Annotated in this window: 20 protein-coding genes; 10 read left to right on the plus strand and 10 right to left on the minus strand. The window is 45.2% G+C overall.

Annotated features, from left to right (window positions below; translation table 11 throughout):
* Nucleotides 1-477: 477 nt before the first annotated feature.
* Together RIB93_RS28355 and RIB93_RS28360 are read left to right on the plus strand one after the other, a co-directional pair.
* Nucleotides 478-1647, plus strand: coding sequence for an FHA domain-containing protein (locus RIB93_RS28355; RefSeq protein WP_446377967.1), 1170 nt, complete (start codon nt 478-480; stop codon nt 1645-1647).
* A 222-nt stretch (nt 1648-1869) separates the two neighbouring features.
* Entirely contained in the window at nt 1870-2259 is a 390-nt protein-coding gene (locus tag RIB93_RS28360; protein WP_446377969.1) for an endonuclease domain-containing protein, read from the plus strand.
* Between the two features lie 85 nt (nt 2260-2344).
* On the opposite strand, the gene RIB93_RS28365 is transcribed toward RIB93_RS28360, so the two are convergent.
* Together RIB93_RS28365 and RIB93_RS28370 are read right to left on the minus strand one after the other, a co-directional pair.
* Nucleotides 2345-4027 carry an EAL domain-containing response regulator gene (locus RIB93_RS28365; protein WP_446377971.1) on the minus strand — a complete coding sequence of 561 codons (1683 nt, stop codon included), beginning with the start codon at nt 4025-4027 and terminating at the stop codon, nt 2345-2347.
* A gap of 346 nt (nt 4028-4373) precedes the next feature.
* Nucleotides 4374-5375 (minus strand): sensor histidine kinase, encoded by a 1002-nt coding sequence (locus RIB93_RS28370; protein ID WP_446377973.1) that lies wholly within the window; start codon nt 5373-5375, stop codon nt 4374-4376.
* A 50-nt stretch (nt 5376-5425) separates the two neighbouring features.
* Here RIB93_RS28370 and RIB93_RS28375 point away from each other — a divergent pair, with 50 nt between their 5' ends.
* Both RIB93_RS28375 and RIB93_RS28380 read left to right on the plus strand, forming a co-directional pair.
* Nucleotides 5426-5647: a hypothetical protein gene (locus RIB93_RS28375; RefSeq protein WP_446377975.1), complete on the plus strand. Its 222-nt coding sequence runs from the start codon at nt 5426-5428 to the stop codon at nt 5645-5647.
* Between the two features lie 273 nt (nt 5648-5920).
* Nucleotides 5921-6574: a sigma-70 family RNA polymerase sigma factor gene (locus tag RIB93_RS28380; RefSeq protein WP_446377977.1), complete on the plus strand. Its 654-nt coding sequence runs from the start codon at nt 5921-5923 to the stop codon at nt 6572-6574.
* A gap of 357 nt (nt 6575-6931) precedes the next feature.
* Here the strand turns inward: RIB93_RS28380 and RIB93_RS28385 are convergent, their stop codons facing one another.
* The 3 genes from RIB93_RS28385 to RIB93_RS28395 all read right to left on the minus strand — a co-directional run bounded on the left by RIB93_RS28385 (nt 6932) and on the right by RIB93_RS28395 (nt 8754).
* Complete coding sequence (locus RIB93_RS28385) at nt 6932-7618, minus strand: hypothetical protein (protein WP_446377979.1); 687 nt, start codon at nt 7616-7618, stop codon at nt 6932-6934.
* Nucleotides 7619-7720: 102 nt separating this feature from the next.
* The gene (locus tag RIB93_RS28390) at nt 7721-8074 is read right to left on the minus strand and encodes a hypothetical protein (RefSeq protein ID WP_446377980.1); all 354 of its coding nucleotides are present in this window, start codon (nt 8072-8074) and stop codon (nt 7721-7723) included.
* Nucleotides 8075-8085: 11 nt separating this feature from the next.
* Complete coding sequence (locus RIB93_RS28395; RefSeq protein WP_446377982.1) at nt 8086-8754, minus strand: hypothetical protein; 669 nt, start codon at nt 8752-8754, stop codon at nt 8086-8088.
* 144 nt (nt 8755-8898) lie between these two features.
* Here RIB93_RS28395 and RIB93_RS28400 point away from each other — a divergent pair, with 144 nt between their 5' ends.
* The 3 genes from RIB93_RS28400 to RIB93_RS28410 all read left to right on the plus strand — a co-directional run bounded on the left by RIB93_RS28400 (nt 8899) and on the right by RIB93_RS28410 (nt 11626).
* On the plus strand, nt 8899-9465 hold the full coding sequence (locus RIB93_RS28400; protein ID WP_446377984.1) for a hypothetical protein: 567 nt from the start codon (nt 8899-8901) through the stop codon (nt 9463-9465).
* Nucleotides 9455-10303 (plus strand): DUF1822 family protein, encoded by an 849-nt coding sequence (locus RIB93_RS28405; RefSeq protein WP_446377986.1) that lies wholly within the window; start codon nt 9455-9457, stop codon nt 10301-10303. The genes RIB93_RS28400 and RIB93_RS28405 overlap by 11 nt, the downstream gene beginning before the upstream one ends.
* A gap of 306 nt (nt 10304-10609) precedes the next feature.
* A complete protein-coding gene (locus RIB93_RS28410; protein ID WP_446378198.1) occupies nt 10610-11626 on the plus strand; it encodes an Rpn family recombination-promoting nuclease/putative transposase in 1017 nt (338 codons plus the stop codon).
* Nucleotides 11627-11789: 163 nt separating this feature from the next.
* Here RIB93_RS28410 and RIB93_RS28415 read toward each other — a convergent pair whose 3' ends face one another.
* A complete protein-coding gene (locus RIB93_RS28415; protein WP_446377988.1) occupies nt 11790-13277 on the minus strand; it encodes a CHAT domain-containing protein in 1488 nt (495 codons plus the stop codon).
* A 268-nt stretch (nt 13278-13545) separates the two neighbouring features.
* Entirely contained in the window at nt 13546-13911 is a 366-nt protein-coding gene (locus RIB93_RS28420) for a tetratricopeptide repeat protein (protein WP_446377990.1), read from the minus strand.
* 560 nt (nt 13912-14471) lie between these two features.
* Between RIB93_RS28420 and RIB93_RS28425 the strand changes: the two genes are divergently transcribed.
* Together RIB93_RS28425 and RIB93_RS28430 are read left to right on the plus strand one after the other, a co-directional pair.
* Entirely contained in the window at nt 14472-15089 is a 618-nt protein-coding gene (locus RIB93_RS28425) for a CP12 domain-containing protein (protein ID WP_446377992.1), read from the plus strand.
* A 224-nt stretch (nt 15090-15313) separates the two neighbouring features.
* The gene (locus RIB93_RS28430) at nt 15314-16120 is read left to right on the plus strand and encodes an SIMPL domain-containing protein (protein WP_446377994.1); all 807 of its coding nucleotides are present in this window, start codon (nt 15314-15316) and stop codon (nt 16118-16120) included.
* Between the two features lie 243 nt (nt 16121-16363).
* Here RIB93_RS28430 and RIB93_RS28435 read toward each other — a convergent pair whose 3' ends face one another.
* Both RIB93_RS28435 and RIB93_RS28440 read right to left on the minus strand, forming a co-directional pair.
* Nucleotides 16364-17752 carry a protein kinase domain-containing protein gene (locus tag RIB93_RS28435; RefSeq protein ID WP_446377996.1) on the minus strand — a complete coding sequence of 463 codons (1389 nt, stop codon included), beginning with the start codon at nt 17750-17752 and terminating at the stop codon, nt 16364-16366.
* A 208-nt stretch (nt 17753-17960) separates the two neighbouring features.
* On the minus strand, nt 17961-19418 hold the full coding sequence (locus tag RIB93_RS28440) for a protein kinase domain-containing protein (protein WP_446377998.1): 1458 nt from the start codon (nt 19416-19418) through the stop codon (nt 17961-17963).
* Between the two features lie 259 nt (nt 19419-19677).
* Between RIB93_RS28440 and RIB93_RS28445 the strand changes: the two genes are divergently transcribed.
* Entirely contained in the window at nt 19678-19887 is a 210-nt protein-coding gene (locus tag RIB93_RS28445) for a hypothetical protein (protein ID WP_446378000.1), read from the plus strand.
* 300 nt (nt 19888-20187) lie between these two features.
* Here the strand turns inward: RIB93_RS28445 and RIB93_RS28450 are convergent, their stop codons facing one another.
* Nucleotides 20188-21597: a DUF3370 domain-containing protein gene (locus RIB93_RS28450; protein ID WP_446378002.1), complete on the minus strand. Its 1410-nt coding sequence runs from the start codon at nt 21595-21597 to the stop codon at nt 20188-20190.
* Nucleotides 21598-21777: the final 180 nt, after the last annotated feature.

Genomic DNA, 21777 nt, shown 5'->3' on the forward strand with positions numbered 1-21777 from the left:
GCAAGGGTACATTTTACCTGAGCAAGGTGATGCCATACTTATGAAGGATGCTACCCCATTTCCTTGCACTTTATCCACTGTCAATATGGCTCAAAGTATTGATAGCTAAGGGTTTCGGCTTTGTGCAGCAAGCCCTAATTAAAGGTTGGGATTGTGGTGAAGATAGGGAAAGGAGAATAGGGAATAGAGAACGGTAAACGGTTGTAGTGCGAGCGTCTCGCTCGCTATTTTGTATGGGTTTTTAATGACCGATATCCTCTGGAGGGCGACCCGATCCAATTAATGGCTGGGCGGTGTAAATTGTGTGCGGCGGGTCGCCCCTACAATGTTTTCTGGTAATAGGCGATACTCAGGGGGGAACGAACCCGAAACCGAACGGCTATCCATCCCGTCATCATTGCCATGCCGGAATCCAGCCAAGCTTTGTTAGTCTAAAAATACATAACCTGCCCATTCCTCTTATCTCACGAACCGCTCATGTCTAGCACCACTTCCCCCCTGATTCAAACACTAAACCCAGAACGCTGGGTTGGGTGGAGTATGGACTTTATCGGCGCAGGTTATACAGGTTTGTTGGTCAAAAATGGGAAATTTGTCCGCAAATTGAAACCGGGGCGTCATTTCAGCTTCGCCTTACCCCTTCTCGAACAATGTGAACTGGTTCTGGTTGATAGCAAGATTCGCAACCTAGAAATCGTCTCCCAAGGAGATTTCTTATCCCGTGACCAATATTTGATTAATATCTCCCTCAACGTCATGTACCAAGTCGTGGATGCGAGACGAGTCGCCTTGGAACTCTCAGATCCAATTGCAGCCCTCACGAGTGCGGTAAAAGATAGTTTAGGGGTAGCTGTAGGTCAATTGCGGATGGAACAATTAGTTAACCAGGGACGAGTCCATATCCGACAATACCTACTTGACCATGCCGAGATATCCTATTCCCTAGGCTTTGCCCTAGAAGACGTGCGAGTCAGTGATATCAACTTTCCGCAGACACGGGGAATTATTCGTCAAGTCGAAGGAATGAGCGCCAGACAGGAAGCGGAACACGAAGCCGCCTTAAAAATGCAAATCGCCGAAGCCAATCGTCCGGTTATCCCCCCACCTCCCATACAACACGTTAATATTGTTGCACCACAGTCCTCCCATGGGAACCCTCCCGCTTTTGGCACTTCCCCTCAACCCAATTCTTTACCCAGCGCCGAAGAATCCCCAGCCAATTTACCTGTAAGAGATAAACCCGTATTAGCGCCCACGATAATTGCCCAACCCGCTAGTGGAGTACAGGCGCATCTAGTCCACAACGCATCGGGTGCGACATTCAATTTATCCGCCAGCACCTGCACGATTGGACGAGAACCAAATAATACTTTGGTTCTGGATGATGGGTTAAGTTCCCGCTATCATGCTCAGATTAACCAATCCAGAGACGCTCAGGGTCAAATCCAATACCAGTTAACCGATGTGGGTAGTTCTAATGGTACATTTGTCAACGGACAACGGCTTACTCCCCATCAGCCTTGTACCCTAACGCCGGGTAATAGTATCCGCATTGGCAATCAGGAATGGACGTTTCGCCCTCACCCCCCAGCCCCCTCTCCCAAGTCTGGGAGAGGGGGCTGGGGGGTGAGGGAGTCGGATAAATAAAACAGTCAAATCTTGCACATCTGAATGTGTAGTAAACTGAAAGGAAATTATTACAATAAGTAGTCGGACAAAAGAAAACAGCACTGTACTAAGTTTTGTAAACAAGCCTCAAACCCTTACAAAGGAAGAATGACGAATGACGCTCTCCACCGTTCAGTTTAATTGTGTCCACCTACTTAGTCCGGTTCCCCTTCTCCCAAGCTTGGGAGAAGGGGTTAGGGGATGAGGGCTGACACAATGACGAGAATCCGAGGAACAACATCTCAAATCGAAGCAGCCGCCAAGCAACTTCGTCAAACTCAGACTCCAGCAGAACAAAAACTATGGCAAGCCTTGAGAGGACGAAAACTCAATGGCTTAAAATTTCGCCGCCAGCATCCTATTGGACATTTTATCGTCGATTTCTACTGCCCAGAATGCAAACTGGTTGTTGAAGTTGATGGGGCAATTCATCAGCAACGACAGGACTATGATACAACGAGAACAAAACATTTAGAAGCTTATGGTTATCGAGTGATTCGCTACCAAAATCAAGATGTTATGACTAATCTGGAGGTGGTTTTAGAGGAAATTCGTCAGGTTGCCTCTTGCCCATCTCAGGGGACATTATAAATCTAGAAGCTGAAGCGATATTTAAACGCCTGTGGTATGAAGAGGAATTGAATTAAATCACTAAGGTTTTATTTTGTCAATAGATTTAACTTGACAATAGGGGAAACTTTTTTCCCGTACTCAGTAAATCAGCAAAGGCATCAGCCGACAAAGGCGGACTAAACCAATATCCCTGGATTTCATCGCACTGATGTCCTTTGAGAAAATTCAATTGACTTAGCGTCTCCACGCCTTCCGCCACAACCTTTAACTTCAGACTGCGAGCCATTTGTAAAATTGCCGTGGTAATCGCTTCATCGCGGCTATCTTCGGTCAGTTGACAGACAAAAGAACGGTCAATTTTTAACACATCAAAGGGGAATTTCTTCAACTGGCTTAAGGCGGAATAGCCTGTGCCAAAATCATCAATAGAGATACGAATGCCCAGAGCCTTGAATCTCTGCAATGTCGCCATTGCGGATTCGGGATTTTGCACTAATGTACTTTCGGTGAGTTCTAATTCTAAATAATGGGGATTCAATCCCGTTTCATGGAGGATGTCTACGACAAAGTTGGTTAAATTAGACTGATTAAACTGACGGGGCGATAAATTCACGGCAATCCGTAAGGGATAGATTCCCTGATCTTGCCAGACTCGCGCTTGGTGACAAGCTTGTCTGAGTACCCATTCGCCCAATGGCACAATTAGCCCGGTTTTTTCGGCTAAGGGAATAAACTCAACGGGCGAAATAATCCCCCGTTGGGGATGGTTCCAGCGCACCAAGGCTTCCGCCCCCTCAATTTGTCCGGTGAGCAGATTTACTTTCGGTTGATAATAAAGCTGAAACTCCTGCCGTTCCAAGGCTTGACGCATTTGGATTTCTAGCTCAAAGGCTTCTTGCGATTTCGCGCCAATGGAGGCAATATAAAACTGGTAGCGACGATTTCCCGGTTGTTTGGCTTCTTCTCTGGCGACACTAGCATGTCTAATTAGGGTGTCGAGATCTCGACCATCACGTCCTAAAATGGCAATACCAATGTAGGCAGATAGGAAGATTTGATGAGAGTCTACCTGAAACGGCAAATCAAACGCCTTTAACAAGGTTTCGACAATTTGAATACTCTCAGGTTTGTGATAACTTCGACTCAAGAGAATGATAAAATGGTCACTACCGATTTGGGCGATCGCATCCTGCTGTCCTAACTGACGGTGTAAGCGTTCGACAACGGCTTGGAGTAATTGATCACCAATGGCAAGTCCTAGGGTATTGTTGAGTTGGTTGAGTTGTTCAATTTCCAGCGACAAGAGGAAAATTTGGAGTTTACCCTGATTTCCCGGTTTCTCTAGCTGATTAAAGCGTTTCTGGAGTAACCGACGATTGGGCAGATTGGGATTGATGATAGACTGCTGTTGGCGTAATTTTACCTTTTGTAATCGCGCCGCGATCGCACTGAGAATTTGGGCGCGAGTAAAGGGCTTCGTCACGTAATCATCCGCCCCCAATGTCATACCCTGGCGCATATCCGCCTGTTTTGTCTTGGCGGTGAGGAAGATAAAGGGAATCGTCGCCGTTGAGGAGTCTTGTTGTAGGATATGGAGTACACCATAACCATCCAGTCCCGGCATCAGGATATCGCAGATAATCAAATCAGGTTGTTTAGTTTGAGCCAATTTCACACCGATTTTACCATTATCGGCACTGAGCGTCTCGAATCCTTCCGCATTCAGTAGTTTAAGTAGATTCCTGTGAATGGCTTTTTCGTCTTCAATTACTAAAATCGTCGTCATGACTATAGCTCGCTGGATATCTCGCCCAATGGGAGCAAGTCGGAAAACGAGGCGAGTATTATCGCTTTCCTGTTGAACACGTTAGCAATTAGGCGGTAGAACCCAATCCTAGTAAAATTTTGGGCTTGTCGAAGCCAGGAAAAAGGATGACTTAGATGTTCGTTGACGGTTATGTACAGTATTTTAAAATTAAACAGTTAAAACCCATAGAAATTCATTGATATTTGTTACTGTTTTTTCTTTTTCTAGAGAAAATAGTTTATGGTTAATTGTAATTGTTTACGACCCCAGATGTGGATAGTTGTCGCTGTTTTCAGGAAAAAGGCGCGAGTCTCAATTCTACTCTCTAATCCCAGTCTGCTGACTCTAGCATTTTTCCCTGGTGATCGCTGATCAAGGGTAAGCGAACCGTAAACGTTGTACCTACGCCAACGTCACTGGTTACATCAATTTGTCCCTGGTGCAGATCGACACATTGCTTAACAATCGCTAACCCCAATCCTGTCCCCGCGATCGCGCCCACATTGTTTCCCCGATAGAAAAAATCAAACAGGTGAGGTATATCCTCCGAGGGGATACCAATTCCCTGATCCTGAATCTCAAAGCAAGCCTTCTCTCCCTCACGGGCTAGGTTGAATCGAATCGTACCGCCCACGGGAGAGTATTTAATCGCATTGGATAGCAAGTTCGACAGCATTTGTCGCAGTAGTTTTTCATCCATCATTGCAGGTAAACAAGTCACTTGAGGAGCAAAGGCGAGGGTATAGGCTTGATTCTCATCATCGGTTAAATGTTTGAGAGTTAAACCCTGCTGGATTTGAGCGACTAACCGTTGACAAAAGTCATGAAGTTCCACAGGTGCGGGAGTAAAGGGGAGTTGTTCCCCATCTGCTGTATCAACAAACTGCATATTTTCCAGCAATTGCAGCATTTGTTGTACCGTTTCCTGAATCAGATGCAACTGTTCTACTTGTTCCGCTTTTGTCCATTGGTAATGTTCCAACAATTCAGCCGTAGACAGAATCGTTGTCAGAGGGGTACGGAATTCATGAGCAGTGATGGATAGAACCTGAGATTTTAAGTTTCCCCGTTGTTTTTCTTGAGCTAAAGCATTCAGAATTTCGGCGTCTGCTGGCTGAGATTTGTCCATTGCTGACGTGAGTTGAGGGTGTTCCGAGAGACTCTCTTGTAGTTGTTGTGCTGACGCTGATGTTGAAGATAGCGTATGAGTGAGGATCTGCTCAACACCCATCATAATCAAGGTTTCAGGAGAAATATCCAGGCGAATTGCTATATCCTGCAACTTCAGCCAATGGTCATCGGTAAGAGTAATCGCGATCGTTTGCATCTCAGGTTAGTGATTGAGATGCTACCAGTTTAGCTTTGAGGATGAGGGGAATGGGAAGATGGGGGGATGGGGGAGATGAGGGAGATGGGGAAGATGAGGAAGATGGGGGAGATGGGGAAGATGGGGAAGATGGGGGAGATGGGGAAGATGGGGGAGATGGGGAAGATGAGGAAGATGGGGGAGATGGGGGAGATGAGGGAGATGGGGAAGATGAGGAAGATGGGGAAGATGGGGAAGATGGGGAAGATGGGGGAGATGAACGTCTGTTGTAGGGGCGGGTTTTACCGTTAACGTTTCGTTTTCACCCGGATGTCACTAAACCCGCCCCAATGGAGTGCAAGCACTCTTCAACAAATGACGAATGACAAATGACAAATGACGAAAAACTGACTTTTCCTGATTTTTACTCACCCCAGAACTGATAAAACCTGATACGAGCCTCAGCGAACCATCCGACTTTTTCCCATTGAAGTCATCTAAAGGGCGTTCCATACTGTCAGCAAGCTATTAAACCACCTTGTTTCCAGTATAACGACACCCCACTCATGAACGAACTCAACGCCCGTCTAAAACAACTGGCTCTCACCGCCCAGCAATCTCCGGCGAAAAGCCAAAACCGACGACTGGCTCTAGCTAAATTGATCAAAGAAATTTTACAATCGGGTAGACTTTGCCGTCCGCATAAAGGTAAATTTAGAGGCTTCTATGAAGATATCTATGCCGAAGCCCAGCAAAAACTATTCTGTTACATCTGCGAAAACATTGATAGGTATAATCCGCAATATAAGGTCTTATCTTGGGTCAACTTTCTATTCGCGAAGCGGTTTTTTATCGAAGCCAGTCGTGAAGTGATGCCCAAGGGGTTTCAGCGGGCATACCAGCGTCAAGCAACCCGATTAACGTTGGAACAACTGGAACAAAAAACGTCACTACAATTTACTTATTCATTAACGCCTTCGATTTTACAAGAAGTTATTGATGTTTTGCAGGAAGATCCAGAAGGAATTTTCCAAAGTACCCATATTGTGAATCAGCCTGTCGCTAATTTTAAGTTTTTAGCCCTCAAGGTGATGGCTGGTTACTCCTGGAAAGAAATTTCTAACGAGCTGGGAATTAAAATATCGACCCTAAACAGTTTTTATCAGCGTTGTTTAGTTCGCTTTGGTTCTAAATTTAGAGAATATGTAATAATTAATTAATGCTAATAATATGGTTTTTGGGCAGGGGTGATTCGTTTGCATTAATCGTTAAAAAAGTGGAATCAGGTGTAGGTTGGGTTGTCTGGCGTCAACCCAACCGAATTTAGGGACTAAAACGCTTAGATAAAGCAGGGAAAATAGAGGAAGTTCCGGTGGAACGTCTATTAGCAGAGACTTAAGTTGATACGGATAAGCTGTCATGCATTTAAATTGGGTATTGGTAGCGAGCAAAATGCTCAATGTAGCGAGCAAGATGCTCGCACTACGGCAAGGATTTCGTTATTATTGATATTAAGGTTTAAATGCCGAACAGTTTAACTGATGTGCGCCCAATTGAATAGCACAAAAATTTGTAATTCAGTCCTGCTTGTTGCGCTTGAGTATTTCTTGCTCAATATAGTCATCCAGATTGGGAATATATTGCACCGCTTCCCCTTGGAGAACCTGATCGACAATCTCTAGTGGTAACGTCTTTGCCCGTTCCAAGTCTTGATTTAACTGCTCATTTTGGGCATTGAGTGTATCAATTGTTTGATGGATAAACCTTTGCTGGCGATGAATGCTGTCTTCCAGCATCTGCTGTCCCAAAACTTGCCTAAATTGTTGAATAAATCTGAGCATTTTCATGTTGATATCCTTAGTGCTGTTGGGTTCATCTTGAGTCTCGGTGTTACTGTCTTCGGGAATCAGTTGATCGGGAGATGTCCCAGAGGTATCCTGGTTGGGAGTAGAGTGCAAAGAAGTCACGCGATCGCTCATCGCTAAAGCTACCTCTGGAATCACCCAAGAACTGCAAATCGCGGCGGTTAAGGCTAAACTGTAAATTAGACAGGCAGATTGGGGATCTGAGGGAGAAGAAATCGGTGATTTGGTATTCACTTCAGCCAGATTTTCCTCCGTTGCCCAGGTATTAAAATTCGTGGTTCGAGATTGATCTAATAAAACAACAGATAAGGCGGCGGAGAATAGGAAAAACTGGGTAATGACGATGCCAATGTGAACGACTAAAGAAGGGGTTGTTTTCGGTAATCTTAAATGTTGCATGAGACTTAGTTAAGCGAAACTGTGATTGAATTCAAGGAATTGTAGGTTGGGTTGAGCGAAGTCGAAACCCAACACCGGACAAGACTATTTGGGTTTTAAGCGTCAGTCTAATTCGTCTGATTTTGGCTTCCGGCTAAACCAACTCGCCCCCAGACCGCCCACTTCAATCGCACCTGCAAAAATAGTCGAAACGAGAGTTTTTGTGGGGACTTTGAAGCCAAAAATATCGAGTTTGTATTTACCAATAACGCCACCACCAGCAATATCCAAGAGAAGTTGTAAAGCGAAAAACGTTCCCAAAGCCGAGATACTCCAGAAACTCCAAATCCCACCAAATCCTATCCAGGTTAGGATTGCTTTCAGTCGTTGGTTTGAGTTGTCAATCAAGGGTGGTTTTGTTTCTTGTTCAGGTAAAACCGTGGAAGTTTTGTCAGCAGAGTCGTGAGTTGAAGTCATGATTCACTCCATTAGTGAGAACGAGGACAACGGTTGAGTTCAGCGCCCGTAATGTCTGAGAGAGTCAGTTCACGGGCAAAGCGATTGGGGATTAATAAATCACCCGGTTGAGTGCGATTGAGAATTGAGTTCACAGAGGCGGGGAAGGATTTGCCGGGGGTGAATGAATTCTCTAAAAATTGAAACGGGGAAGTAATCCCTGTGGCGGAGAGAGTGACAGGATAAACTTGAGTTGTTCCCGCCACCTGAGTTTTAGGATTGACAACAGGTTGCACAGTTAGGGTGAAATGATTAACCGGAAGATTCAGCACCAAAAGTTTGCGATCGCCTTTTATAATTCTTAGGTTGGGGGAAAAGTCCAGCGTGTTAGCATTTTGCCAAACAACGACTTGATTTTTGGGCAGAATTGACCATCCCCTGTTGTCTCCTATCAGTAGCTGAATGCTCATTTTCTCCGCCGAGGTAGGTAGAATTAGCGTGGTAAACCCTTCGGTTGCACTCTCCCGACTCACCGGAACCCGGATAGTTTGCAGGGGGCGGTTGAGAGAGAGTTCACTTCCACCGTGGATAGTGCGACAGACGCCAGCTTGGGGCGGTGGTGGGGTTGGCGGTTGGGAAACAGCCGTGCAACTTATTAGGCTGACACTACTGAGTACAATGGGTAGACGTTTAAGTTTCATGGGGAAGGAGTACACTGAACTTGTCTATGTCCATTGGACTCTATTGATTCCCATTTCTCTAACCCATCGTTGTTGGTATTTGTCCGAACATTCACCAACCCATGTTGGTTAGCACAAATGACCCTAGATGTTGTATGGTAAAAGATGCCCGATTTAACGAAGCGTTGCCCTGCGTCTAACAATCAACACCATTGCCGTGAATGTCCAGTTGTGGAGGAACAATGGCATTTGCAACAGCTATTAAACGATATGGCATGGGCAAAAGGGGTGCAAGAGTATATAGGGGATGGAGAGATTAGCGATGCAGATATTCAGCAGCTAAAAATTCAACCCCAACCCCTCACGCCCAAGGAAGTTTGTTGGTTCTGTCTTTTGCTACAAGGCGTCAGTTCAGAACAAATCGCTGAACGATTTAATATTAGTTACAAAAGTACCGTTAGACCCGCTCTTTCTAAAACCTTATATAAATATGTCAAACGCTTGACAAATAAGCCAATTAAAGATTGGGCGCAAGTTAGAGTCTATCTGGATTTAGCGACAGAGAAGAATCAATCCAAATACCGCAAAGGGGTAATATCATCTATTCGCGAGGAACCACTAGAGATTCGTCTGGTTATATCAGGGAATCAGGATATAGATGCCATATTGAATAAACTTAGACAAATTCCAAGTTTAGCTGAATTAATTAAACGAGAACCTTATGACTCCTAACAATAATTCTAATCCTAACGAATCCCAGACTGAACTTATCCTTGAGGGAACCTATGCCAACTTTGACCAGATTATGACCTTATTTTTATCGGGGGAGTTAGAAAAATTGCTGGGTGTTCCGGTACAGGATGTTTATGCCGTCTCTAAGTATCAACCCACCGCCCCTGTCTCAATCGGTGTGCAATTACGGCAATGGTTTCAGCAAAATGTACTGGATAAATGGGAAGCAGAAGCAACACTGATTGGAACATTTTTCGCCCAAGAAATGAATGATACATCCAGTTGGCGTCAGGAATTAGAAGGGGTGCGGGGCGGGTCGAGATCAGGGGTGATTCGCCGCTATATGGAATTACTAGATAATCCCGATAAACAGGTAAGTTTTCAAGCTGCTTTGGAATTAGGGGAAACCGGAAATCCTCATCCAGCAATTATTCAGGCATTAGTTAAAGGATTGCAAACTTGTCACCATGAGGAAACCTCTTGGCAAATTGCTTTAAGTTTAGGAGAACTAGAACCCAGCCATCCGCAAGCCGCATTTGCCCAACATAAAACCATAGAATTAGCTGGACAAGCGGTGGAGTTATTGGTGGGAGTGAAGCGGAATTCAGAGCAACAGATTGATATTATTTTGCAGGTGTATTCGACAGAGTTAGAGGATACATTACCGGAAAGTTTAGAGTTAATCGTATTGGATGAATTGGGGCAAATTTGGCGAAAAACGACAGCACAGTCGGGGGATTATTACAGTCAGGTAGGCTTCACAATTTCATTAGGAAAAGGGTTTACTGTTGACTTGAAATTAGGGAATGTTCAGCTAAGGGAAAACTTTGTAGTTTGAAGTTCGTAGTTGCGCTTTAGCGCCATAAACGCTTAAATTCCCTGGGCGTAAAAGTAACAAGAACTTTTCGCATCTTGATGCAGTACCGTTTATTTATGTCCGATCATTTAAGTTGTTTTGCATTTAAACCTTAGTATCAATAATGACGAAATCCTTGTAGTGCGTTTAGCGAAGCCATGCCGCAGGCTTTGCATCTGGCTCGTTACCCATTCCCAACTTAAATGCGTGACAGCTTAGTTACAGTTGGGTACCACGGAAACGATATAATCATTTTTACTTAGATTAAATGGTTGAATAATTATGACGCTGAGATTTATTAGCCCTAAAACCGACTTTGCCTTCAAGAAAATATTTGGATCAAACGACAGCAAAGATATCTTGATTAGCTTTTTAAACGCCTTAATTTATGATGCCAATTCTGTGATTCAGGATTTAGAAATACTTGATCCTTATAATCCCGGAGATGTCGTTAATCTAAAAGATAGCTATCTAGATGTCAAAGCCTTACTCGATAATGGCTCAACCGTATTAATCGAAATGCAGGTACTCAACGTGGCATCCTTTGAAAAGCGCGTCATTTATAACCTGACCAAAACTTATGCGAATCAACTCAAATATGGAGAAGGATACTCTTACCTTAAACCCGCCATTGCCTTAACGATTACCGATTTTCTCATGTTTAACCAAACGCAACGGTTCCTGACCCGCTTTGGTTTAAAGGAAACCCAGGAGTTGTTTGATTATCCTGATCCGGAAATCGAGTTAATATTTGTGGAATTACCCAAATTCACGAAAACCCTGGATGAATTAGACAGTTTAACGGATAAATGGATTTACTTTATTAAAGAAGCTCCCAGCTTGGAAGTCATTCCACCCACATTTAGTCAACTTCCGGCACTAGATAAAGCGATGAATATCGCGAATCAAGCGAATTTAAGTGTAGAGGAATTGGAAAAATTGCGTAAACAAGAAATGTTTCTCGAAGACCAACGGGGATTTATTATTAAGGCAGAGCAGGATGGATTAGCTAAAGGATTAGAACGAGGATTAGAGCAAGGATTAGAGCGAGGATTAGAGCAAGGATTAGAGCAAGGATTAGAGCAAGGGTTAGAGCAAGGATTAGAACGAGGGCGTCGAGAGGAAGGAATCCGATGGACGCTCCGTTTACTGGAGCGACAGTTTGGCTTAATTGCTCCAGAAATTATTAACCAGATTCAAAACTTGTCTTTTGAACAAGTGGAACAGTTAGGAAATGATGTTTTAGGTTTCAATAGTTTAGAAGACTTATCAAACTGGCTACAAGAAAATGGAATGAGTCGGTGATGCTAAATTGCGTTGTATCATGTTATCTGGCTCGCTACTATAGCGCTACACGCTAGGGAATAGGCAATAGAATCATGGTGCGTTACGCTACCCTTCGGGAACGCTTCGCGAACGCTAACGCACCCTACAATTTATACAATTTATACAATTTAAAGAAGATGATTTAGCCAATTGGACAAAATGCTGCCCAGCAAAATGGAGAAGCAAAGGGCTTCCTTTTATCATCAATCTTATTTAAGAACTTATTCAACTTAATTCTAGAAGTACTCTTCAACGGTAATCGCTTAATCATCGGTTTCAGTTCTCGCTTCGTCGCATTTTTCAGCCAATATTGCGCTTGATTCAGGGCGCGAGATACATCATCTGGATTTTCCTGTAAGATTTCATGGAACTTCAGCATCAAAAACGTGGTGGATAAATCATTCACATTCCAAAGACTCCCGACAATATGAGTCACACCCGCCGCCAGAAAAGCACTGGCAAGTCCGACAAATTCATCAATTAATCCCGATTGACTGGTTAATCCGGTTTCGCAAGCGGAGAGACAAACTAAATGACAGTGACTTAAATCTGCTGCAAAGATATCCTTTAATGTCAGTTCTTCATCATTGGCTAATTTCAAGTGGGATTGATGGGGGTGTTCCAGATTATGTTCTCCATGACCTGAGAAGTGCAAAATATTGATAGGTTGGGAGAAGGCTTGCTGGATAGCAGATAGCGTGGCGCGTGATTTTGGTAAGCGGTAAGGTTGAGGGTAAAGTTGACAAATTGTTACCGATTCGAGGGAAGCATATTTGAGATCACCGAGAGGATTTTCGACACTCAGGAGGGATAGGGATGGGGATTGAGTTCGCTGGGTGGCTTTTCGCTGTTGATTATCGAGTCCGACTTGGATACTGGGGAGATAGGTAATTGTAAAAGTATCGAGAAATAAGGCATGAATCGGTAATAGGTGCAAGTCTCGGTGGGGAACTAAAATTAAATGGGTGATGGAGGGACAATGCTGCTTGAGGTACTGCATAATTCCTGGAATATCCAGCAGTTCTTTGAGGCGTTTTAAGGATTTGGGCATAGTTTTTGTCCAGCGCTTCTCCTCGTCTGAAGGAATACAGGGTTGAGGATTTCCCCCGTCTCTGGAATTGGCTTGGTTACGCCGTTGGTCAAATTGGCGATAAGCTTGATAATCCTGTTTCCAGGTTTTCATCCAGTCTTCAAATTTGAGCAGTTGTTGAAAGGATGGGGGCGGGGATTGGGGATTGTTATTGTCAGTAGCTGAATTCCTGGGTTTGAGAACATGAAGTGGCTGTTGGTGTCCCAGGATAAATGTGGTAATCGCCGCCGGACTAATGTGCCAGTAAATAATCGCGGTATGGGGATTTAATAGGTGTTGCATTTGCTCATAACTGGGACTGTCTTCGGTAGATTTATAAGTACCGTAGCGCAGCCAGCGCAGGCAGAGATTTTTGCGCTCTTCAGCTAATTCCAGGGCTTTTATCGGGTGAGTGGGTTCGGGAGAGTGGGCGAGTTCATCAACCCGCAATTGCACCAAGCTGGCAAATTTGCGGGAGAGTCGGATTTTATCGGCGTCTAAGGACATTTCTTGCAGTAAACGTCCGAGTAAGTCGGTGGCTTCTGCGAGTAATACCTGCACGTCTTGGGTTTGATTTAAGCCACGATAGACTTGAATGAGGTCTTGTAAAACTTCTAAACGCCGTAATCGTAAATGCGGTGCGGTGAGGAATTTTAGGGCTTGTTGATAACATCGTTTAGCATCACGCCAGTAGGGTAAACAGTTTTGTTGTTGTTTTCCTTGGGAATAGTAGACTTGACCTTTTTTCCAATGTAAATAGCCGCATCCTTGAATTCTGATTGAACTTCTAAGATTTTTTGTTGCAATTGCAAGGCTTCATGATAGCGTTTTAACTTCCGCAGTCTTTTAATAGAGTAGCCTTGTTCTGCCAGATAATATATGCATCTGGCTTTATTTCTAGTGCCTTTTCGTAGCACAGTAATGCTTTGTCATAGTCTCCTAATTCTTTGAGGACATTTCCTTTACCATTCCAGGGATTGTAGTCATTAGGATTAATTTCTATAGCTTTTTCATAGCTAGCTAGGGCTTCTCGCCAGCGACCTAACTTCAGTAATGTATTGCCCTTAGCATTCCAGGCACGATTATAGTCTACTTGAATTGAAATTGCTCGGTCAAAGCTAGCCAATGCCGCTTCGTAATCCCCTGCCTTATCTTCCTGAACACCTTTGTTAAACCATTGTTCTGCTGTATCCATAGCCCGCCTCACCCTGCTAGAGTAAGCCTCACACTAACTCTCTATTGTAGAAAAGTTCAAGAGTGCGATCGCTTTCCTCCGCAAAATTTCAACCTTTCCCTCAAAACCAGAGGATTCAGGTGAACCCGGTTAATCGAGGATAGTCTCAGCTTTTCTCCAATCCACCTCACCCAGCTATAGCAAGTCTTACGCTAACGCTCCATTGTACAAAAGCCCAAGAGTGCGATCGCCTTCCTCCCCAAGATTTTAACCCTCCCTTCAAAACCAGGAGATTCAGGTAAACCAGTCATCTTTCGCTATTAGTGCATAGGTTCTAGATAAGCAATAGTACCTAAATCACGCTAAAATGGCGTTAAAGTCCGTGGGACTCTCCAGGTAGAGCAATAAGAGACAACCTTAATCAAAAATGCTCCACGATAGAAGTCCCTACAGGTCAATGACCCTAATCTCTCAGAGTTCGGGGCTTGGAAGAATCAGCTTCCAACGTAAGCATTGTCTGAGGACTGATCCGACTTCCCTGTCGCATCATAAAGGCAGATCAACGTCCAGGAGAAACTGACATGATGATGAAGGCTCAAGACATCATGACCACCGATGTGGTCACCATTCGCGGTTCAGCCACCGTAGCTGATGCTGTGGATTTGATGAACGATATGGGTCTACGGGCTTTAATTGTAGATCGCCGCCATGACCAAGATGCTTATGGCATCGTCACGGAAACGGATATTGTTTATAAAGTGATTGCCTATGGCAAAGACCCCAAAAAAGTGCGGGTTTATGAAATTATGAATAAGCCCTGCATTGTAGTCAATCCTAACCTCGGTGTAGAATACGTGGCGCGATTGTTTGCCAATACAGGCATTCGCCGCGCTCCAGTGATCAAGGACAAACTCCTGGGTATTATTTCTATTACCGATATTCTCGCCAAAGGAGACTTCCTCGAAAAACCCAAGAGCGTACTTCTTGAAGACGAAATCCGCAAAGCGGTAGAAGAAGCACGGGCTGTCTGCGCCCAAAAAGGACCAACCTCTAAAGAATGTGCCGCCGCCTGGGATATTGTGGAAGAACTGCAAGCGGAAGCGGCACACCAACGGGCAGAAAAACTCCCCCAAACAGCGTTTGAGGAATATTGCCAAGAGTATCCCGAAGCCTTGGAATCTCGAATGTATGACAGTTAATCTGACTTGAGACTGTACCGGGCTAGCTATAAGACAAGACATCATCTGCTCGTGATATTGTTCACCACCCTAATCGTTGATGGGGTGGTGACTTTTTTGACAATTCATCCTAAATTGTACATTTTTGGGTAGAACTGGGCTAGGATAGTTTTGCGGTTGGATAATTGAACAACTGTTGCGAGCCAAATGGGTCAGGAGAATCGGGCAGAATGAAAAAAAGAGTTATGTCATCTTTGGTTGTCGCTGTTATCACTACAAGTTTCATTCCTAGTCCAGGTAGGACAGAGAATATAAGTAACGAGTTAGTGCCCGATGCTCGCCAAATCAGTCAGTTATTTTATCCACCACCCAGCGAAGAACCGACGTTTCGGGTGATTGGCAAAGGTCGAGCCAGTCAGCCGGCAGATAGAGCCAATCTCCTGTTTAAATTTGCCAGAAACTATCCGTCGCCGCCAGAGGGAGTCTTGTCTCAATTTGAACCCTCACAAGAGAACATAACCCTAGAGATGTTGCAACCCATTCTGGATGCACTCCAAGCCATTGGCGTTTCTGATCAAGCAATTGACTTAGAAATCATTGAACCGAGTGGTAGCTTTTTGCCTTTTCCCTTTCCCTCCAACGCTACAGAAGGAGGAGCGCAACTCGTTGTCACAGTGGACAATCCTAACCGCGATCGCTTGGAGGCAATTGTCAATACTGCAACGGATGCAGCCAGCCCGATTGAAGCGATTCTACTGAGTACCGTGAATGTAGAATATTCTCTGAATAACTGTCAAGCCCTAGTCCAAGCCGCTTATCAATCAGCCGTTGAAGATGCTCAAAACCGAGCCAATAGTCTGGCGGCGGCGATGGGAACTCAACTGAGGCTAGTACCCTCAGTCGCTGAACCCTTCTATGAGGTTTTCTTACCCGGATGTGACTCAGAGGGCAATTTACCCTTTGGCAATACCACCTCATCGGTGTACGATGCTGATGCTCCTGTAGAAGTTACCGTAAAAAAGGATATCTTTGTCACCTATACAGGACGATAAGTCGGGAAATCTGTGAAGGTAGGGAGCAGAGGGAGCAGAGGGAGCTGGGAAGCTGGGGAAGTTGGGAAATTTGAGCATAAATCAGTCAATTGTAGGGGCGGGTTTAGGGACTCAGGTTAGCTTTTTACCAATAACGGAAAAGCAAAACCCGCCCTGATTCATCAGTCTTGGCTACGGAACCCTTTCCTTCGTTCAAGGGAACCTGCTTTTGAGTCGCGATCGCGCCTTTTATCCTCCTTATCTTCATAGCAAACGAGACAACAGCAAATACATCAAACGAAATAGAGCCGTTATCGCGATCGCACTCGCCGCCGCAATCCCTCCAGCAATGATTACTTCTAGGATAGACCAGCCGCTCCATAGGAGAGGGATGAGCAAGACAGCAAAAGTAATTCCGCTAATAATTAGCAAATTTTTGTTGTTGATCCGGTGATTGTATTGTGTATAAACTAAACCGCCAACGACCATACCCAATACTCCCACACTTATACCTGAAATACCCAGTAAACTGTTTATAACAATGAAAAGTAATCCACCTTCAAATCCAATAAATGCCGCTTCCGCAAAAATTTCTGATAGTGAACGAGGTGGAATTGGGGGAATTGGGGGAATCGATGGAATCGACGGAATTGGGGAATGGGGTTGTTGTGAGAATTGAGTCGGAGGTGATAACGGTTGTGAGTCCAGAACATCTATCACCTCTTGAGCCGATTGAAAACGCTGAATTGGTGCTTCTAAGAGAAGCTTGTCTAATACATCGGCTAGAGTATCGCTAACTTGAATATACTGTTTCCAATGCCAACAATTAGTATGGGAATCGCGCAGATCTTTCAGTTCTTTACCTGTCAACAAGACCACTATTGTCACAGCTAAGGCATACAAGTCAGATGAAGGTTTAACCTCTCCCCCTCTCATCTGTTCAGGTGGAGCATATCCAGGAGAATAAATGCCCGTCGAGGATCTAGACGATCTTTCCCCTGCCGTTTTGCTAACCTGCTTAACTGCACCAAAATCCAACAGGTACAACCGTCCATTCCGGTGACGCATAATATTGGAGGGTTTAATATCCCGATGGATTGAACCATTCTCATGGACAAACTTGAGGACTACCAGCATTTCTCTGAGAATTTCTATAACTTCAGGTTCAGAGAATGTTCCTTTGGTTTGCAGTTCTTCTTCTAAATCTTGCCCATCAATAAATTCCTGTACCAAGTAAAAGAATTTCTCTTGAGTATCAGGTTGGGATAACTTGGCAATACTTAAGGGAAAAAAGGCATAGAGATTAGGAATTTGAGGATGAGTATTACCCAGTTTTTCTAAAACTTCTGCCTCTTGCTCAAATAGCTCTTGAGCTTTAGCGAGTTCAACAGGACTTAATTGATCAGAAGGCTGAAACTGCTTGACGACACAATAGCGCATCATTGGGGTATGGCGATCGCGTGCCAAAAACGTTGTACCAAAACCTCCCTGATTGAGCAACTGGGTTGGAATATAACCACCCCCCAAAATGAGTGGTATTCCACAAGCTGTACAATATCTCTGCTGTGCTGTTTGCAGCGTGGCTTTCTGATCCAGTTCAGCAAAGAAGTTTTGGGGACGAGGGCAATGGGGGCGAGTGCAGTGGATTTCCATTGTTCATATCCAAAGAAGTCATAAGTTATAAGTTATATATAAGTTATAAATCAATTGTAGGGGCGGGTTTAGGGACTCAGGTCAGCTTTTCAGTTATTGGTGAAAAGCAAAACCCGCCCTGATTCATCAGTCTTGGCTACGGAACCCTTCCCTTCGTTCAAGGGAACCTGGTTTTGAGTCGCGATCGCGCCTTGTATCACTCTTATCTTCATAGGAAACGAGACAGTAGTAAATAAATCAAGCGAAATAGGACAGTTATCGCGATCGCACCAGCGCCAACCAACACTCCAGCCAAGATGACGCCAGGAATGGATAATCCCAGCCGTAATGCTGGTATGAATAGTAGTACCAGCGTTATTCCGCCCAAAATTAGCAAGTCTTTGCCTTCAATAATCCGGCGGTATTGCATATAAATTAAACCCCCGACAATCATTCCCACTAATCCCACACTAATCCCTGAGATTCCCAGAACACTTTTTAGAACACTAAAAAGTAACGCCCCTTCAAAGCCCGTAAACCCTGCCCCGATTAACGTTTCCGATAGAGTAAAGCTGGGTTTTTGTCGCTGAATAGCGGGTTGTTGTTGAACTGAAGGTTGCGGCTGAACCACAGGTTGCGGTTGAACCACAGGTTGTTGTTGAACGGCTGGTTGGGGTTTGGGAGTGGGGGGAGGTGGAGGCGGTGGCGGTGGTGCAGGGGGAGTTCGACGCGGTTTCAGGGCGTCCATCACCTCTTGAGCCGATTGAAAGCGTTGATTCGGGGTTGGCAGAAGCATACGGTTTAAGGCGTCTGCTAGCGTATCACTAACCTGGGTATAGGGTCTCCAGTTCCAAGAGTTATTGTAGGAATCATATAACTCTTCTGGCTCTTTCCCCGTGAGCAACATAATCAACGTTACCGCCAACGCATACAAATCCGTTGACGGGTACACTTGCGCCCCTGACATCTGTTCTGGTGGCGCAAATCCCATCGAATAAATTCCCGTGGATTTGCCAGAGGGGGTTCCTGCTGCGCCTTTGGTAACTTGTTGTTTAACCGCACCAAAATCCAACAGGTACAAGCGTCCATTCTGGTGACGCATGATATTAGAGGGTTTAATATCCCGATGGATTGAACCATTCTCATGGACAAACTGAAGTACTTTCAGCATTGCCTGTAACACTTCTAGGACTTCAGCTGCCGAGAATGTCCCTTTCGTTTGCAGTTCCTCCTCCAAGTCTTGTCCATCAATAAATTCCTGGACTAAGTAGAAAAACTGGTCTTCTTTACCCGATTGGTGCAGGTTACTAACACTTAAAGGGAAAAAGGCATAAAGATTGGGAATTTGGGGATGATCATTACCGAGTTGTTCTAATACTTCCGCTTCCCGTTCAAATAAACCTTGGGCGATGGCGAGTTGTTGGGGACTTAAGTCGCCAGAGGGCTGGAACTGCTTGGCGACACAATCACGCATCGTTGGCGTATAGCGATCGCGTGCCAGAAATGCGGTACCAAAGCCGCCCTGACCCAGTAACTTGGTAGGAAGATAGCGACCCACTAAAATCAGGGGCATCCCACAAGCCGTACAATACTTCTGTTGTGCCGTTTGCAGTGTCGCCTTGTCATCGAGATCGGCAAAAAAGTTTTGGGGGCGAGGACAGGTGGGACGAGTGCAGTAAATTTCCATGTTTCCAAGAGCGCTGGCACTAACTAATTGTATCGCCCTCTTCGTTGGGGTTTGCCCTGGAAGAGCGGGTTTAGTTGAATGTATCGATGATATCTTTTCTGGAGTGACTTGCACCTGCTCCTACCTCAGATTTAAGCTAGGGTTTGCTGCATAACTTGTCACCCATTTAAATTGGGAATGGGTAGCGAGCAAGATGCAAAGCCTGCGGCATGGCTTCGCTTAACGCATTACAACGGTTTTGCAGGTGTTGAATAATACTATGTCAGAAATTAGTAACGAAAACGAAAAAGATAATACTTTGTTGAACCAATGGCGTCAGAAAATCGAAATCGCCAATCACAACAACATTTTTTGTCACTGTCGCCATTGCGGTGATGAATGGGTGGACTCCTCGTTAAAGAGTGCCTGTAATCACTGCGGTAGCTACGATATTGAACGGATTCCCTGTTGGCAATTTCCAGACGGTTAAATTAAGTAGGCAAGAATAATTTAGATCGTCATTGGTCATTGGTCATTGCTCATACTCGCTTCGCTCCCAGCAAGCTACGTCATTTATCGAAGCACTCAATCGGGGCGGGTTTAGTGATATCAGGGTGACAAGCCAATGTTAATGGTAAAACCCGCCCCTACAATAGACGTTCTAATTGCACCCCCAGCTCCCCCAGCTCCCCCAGCTCCCCCAGCTCCCCCAGCTCCCCCAGCTCCCCCAGCTCCCTCAGCTCCCTCAGCTCCCCCAGCTCCCCCAGCTCCCCCAGCTCCCTCAGCCTTCTTAAGGCGATCGCAGAGTCCGAATCGTTAACACCTGGGGTGGTGTTGCATCCGCCGGATAGATAAAATCCACCTCAACCAAACGGCGATCGCCTGGAGGCATTTTTAGGGTTAACAATGGTTCCCCAGCTTGACCCCGGTGTTGCACCAGATGAACCGAACGGGTACGGGCTAATCCCCGATCATCGGTGTAGCGCAGTTGTACAGTACCCCGAAAGAAGACCTGGGAATCGGGAGGATTCAAAAAGTGCAGTTTGTCGGTTTCTTCTTCTTCATCGGGTTTAAGTGGGGTTTGAATCGCTAAGGTTACGGTTTGTGAAGCATCTGTGCGGTTAACCAAGGGCAAAGTAAGGTGATACTGCACCCCATAATTGCCATGGGCGTGATAAGCAGTATCTGGGTAACGGACTTTTAGAGGCGCACTCTGTACTTGATCAGTCCCTAAAGTGATAAACGGAACCGTACTGAGGGGATAGGAAAACGCTTGACCCGGTTGAGGAATCGTCAGATCCAACGCACCTGGACGGTCTACAACCTCAGTACGCCATTGAGAACCAATCGCCACACCTGCGACTCGACCATAGACAATCTTACCGTTAGTTTGGTTGGGTGGTGTCGGGATGCGATCGCGTGGTCCAGCTAAATTGCCTTTAAATAATAAATACCGCCATTCGTCAAGAGTCGGTGGACGATAGGGAAGCCCAGGTGTCCCTAAAGGTTTTCCATCCACTTTGCGATCAGAGTTCAGGGGTGCATACATGGCTAAACTTGCCATATAAATCGGTCGATTGGTTCGCAGACGCATCAACGTAGACCGGGAATTGCCTAACGCAATGGGTAAATTCAATACCATTTCGCTCTGTCGCGGCGGAATAACAACTTGAGAAGGAAACGAGGATTGATGCACACCACGTAGGATATCGGTGGCTACCCTTGAACCGGGACCAGAGTAGACCAAACCAAAGGGATTATCCATATAGGGCGGTAAGTTGATAAACGGCGCATCCGGATTGGTTACATAACTCACCGCTTGCAAAATATCTAAGGTTACAGGTTGACTCCCTGCATTGTGAACCAGAACCCCTTGGTACATGGGTCGCCATTCCTCTGGTGTATTGGAACGGGCAATATGATGAGCAAATACATCAAAGCGTCCAGAAAGCGGAAAATTTAAATGAGCGCCAGGACTCGCTTTTCCGTAAGGGGGGAAGGTTGACAGTAAAATCCCCTCGGTTTGGATCACTTCGGGACTATTGCTATTAAAGACAGGTATCTGATCCAGTTGTCCGGGTAGGGGTCGTATTTGCTGGGGTTGCACCACCAATTCCTGGGCGGGAGGAGGAGTTGGGGTTGTCGGGGGGACAGGGATAACAACTTGAGCCAGCGAGAAATTGGCGAATAGAGACAGCATGAACGAAGGGGTTTTCCAACCTCACACACACAACAACAGTTCTCAGTTTCAGCGTTTCACTCCCGTCATCAGCAATAAACTGACAACAAGGGCAGAGTGATTAAGTATAGACCGATACTAAGAACTGTAGATTTATCATCCTACCGCTTGTGATTGGTCATTGGTCATTGGTCATTGGTC

The organism is Coleofasciculus sp. D1-CHI-01, from assembly GCF_040218875.1.
In the GTDB taxonomy this organism is placed as follows: Bacteria; Cyanobacteriota; Cyanobacteriia; order Cyanobacteriales; family Coleofasciculaceae; genus Coleofasciculus.

What these genes read in the sequence shown, in the direction of transcription:
- RIB93_RS28355 (WP_446377967.1), top strand. Translation starts at nt 478, where the DNA reads ATGTCTAGCACCACTTCCCCCCTGATTCAAACACTAAACCCAGAACGC.
- RIB93_RS28360 (WP_446377969.1), top strand. Translation starts at nt 1,870, where the DNA reads ATGAGGGCTGACACAATGACGAGAATCCGAGGAACAACATCTCAAATC.
- RIB93_RS28365 (WP_446377971.1), bottom strand. Translation starts at nt 4,027, where the DNA reads ATGACGACGATTTTAGTAATTGAAGACGAAAAAGCCATTCACAGGAAT.
- RIB93_RS28370 (WP_446377973.1), bottom strand. Translation starts at nt 5,375, where the DNA reads ATGCAAACGATCGCGATTACTCTTACCGATGACCATTGGCTGAAGTTG.
- RIB93_RS28375 (WP_446377975.1), top strand. Translation starts at nt 5,426, where the DNA reads ATGGGAAGATGGGGGGATGGGGGAGATGAGGGAGATGGGGAAGATGAG.
- RIB93_RS28380 (WP_446377977.1), top strand. Translation starts at nt 5,921, where the DNA reads ATGAACGAACTCAACGCCCGTCTAAAACAACTGGCTCTCACCGCCCAG.
- RIB93_RS28385 (WP_446377979.1), bottom strand. Translation starts at nt 7,618, where the DNA reads ATGCAACATTTAAGATTACCGAAAACAACCCCTTCTTTAGTCGTTCAC.
- RIB93_RS28390 (WP_446377980.1), bottom strand. Translation starts at nt 8,074, where the DNA reads ATGACTTCAACTCACGACTCTGCTGACAAAACTTCCACGGTTTTACCT.
- RIB93_RS28395 (WP_446377982.1), bottom strand. Translation starts at nt 8,754, where the DNA reads ATGAAACTTAAACGTCTACCCATTGTACTCAGTAGTGTCAGCCTAATA.
- RIB93_RS28400 (WP_446377984.1), top strand. Translation starts at nt 8,899, where the DNA reads ATGCCCGATTTAACGAAGCGTTGCCCTGCGTCTAACAATCAACACCAT.
- RIB93_RS28405 (WP_446377986.1), top strand. Translation starts at nt 9,455, where the DNA reads ATGACTCCTAACAATAATTCTAATCCTAACGAATCCCAGACTGAACTT.
- RIB93_RS28420 (WP_446377990.1), bottom strand. Translation starts at nt 13,911, where the DNA reads ATGGATACAGCAGAACAATGGTTTAACAAAGGTGTTCAGGAAGATAAG.
- RIB93_RS28425 (WP_446377992.1), top strand. Translation starts at nt 14,472, where the DNA reads ATGATGATGAAGGCTCAAGACATCATGACCACCGATGTGGTCACCATT.
- RIB93_RS28430 (WP_446377994.1), top strand. Translation starts at nt 15,314, where the DNA reads ATGTCATCTTTGGTTGTCGCTGTTATCACTACAAGTTTCATTCCTAGT.
- RIB93_RS28435 (WP_446377996.1), bottom strand. Translation starts at nt 17,752, where the DNA reads ATGGAAATCCACTGCACTCGCCCCCATTGCCCTCGTCCCCAAAACTTC.
- RIB93_RS28440 (WP_446377998.1), bottom strand. Translation starts at nt 19,418, where the DNA reads ATGGAAATTTACTGCACTCGTCCCACCTGTCCTCGCCCCCAAAACTTT.
- RIB93_RS28445 (WP_446378000.1), top strand. Translation starts at nt 19,678, where the DNA reads ATGTCAGAAATTAGTAACGAAAACGAAAAAGATAATACTTTGTTGAAC.
- RIB93_RS28450 (WP_446378002.1), bottom strand. Translation starts at nt 21,597, where the DNA reads ATGCTGTCTCTATTCGCCAATTTCTCGCTGGCTCAAGTTGTTATCCCT.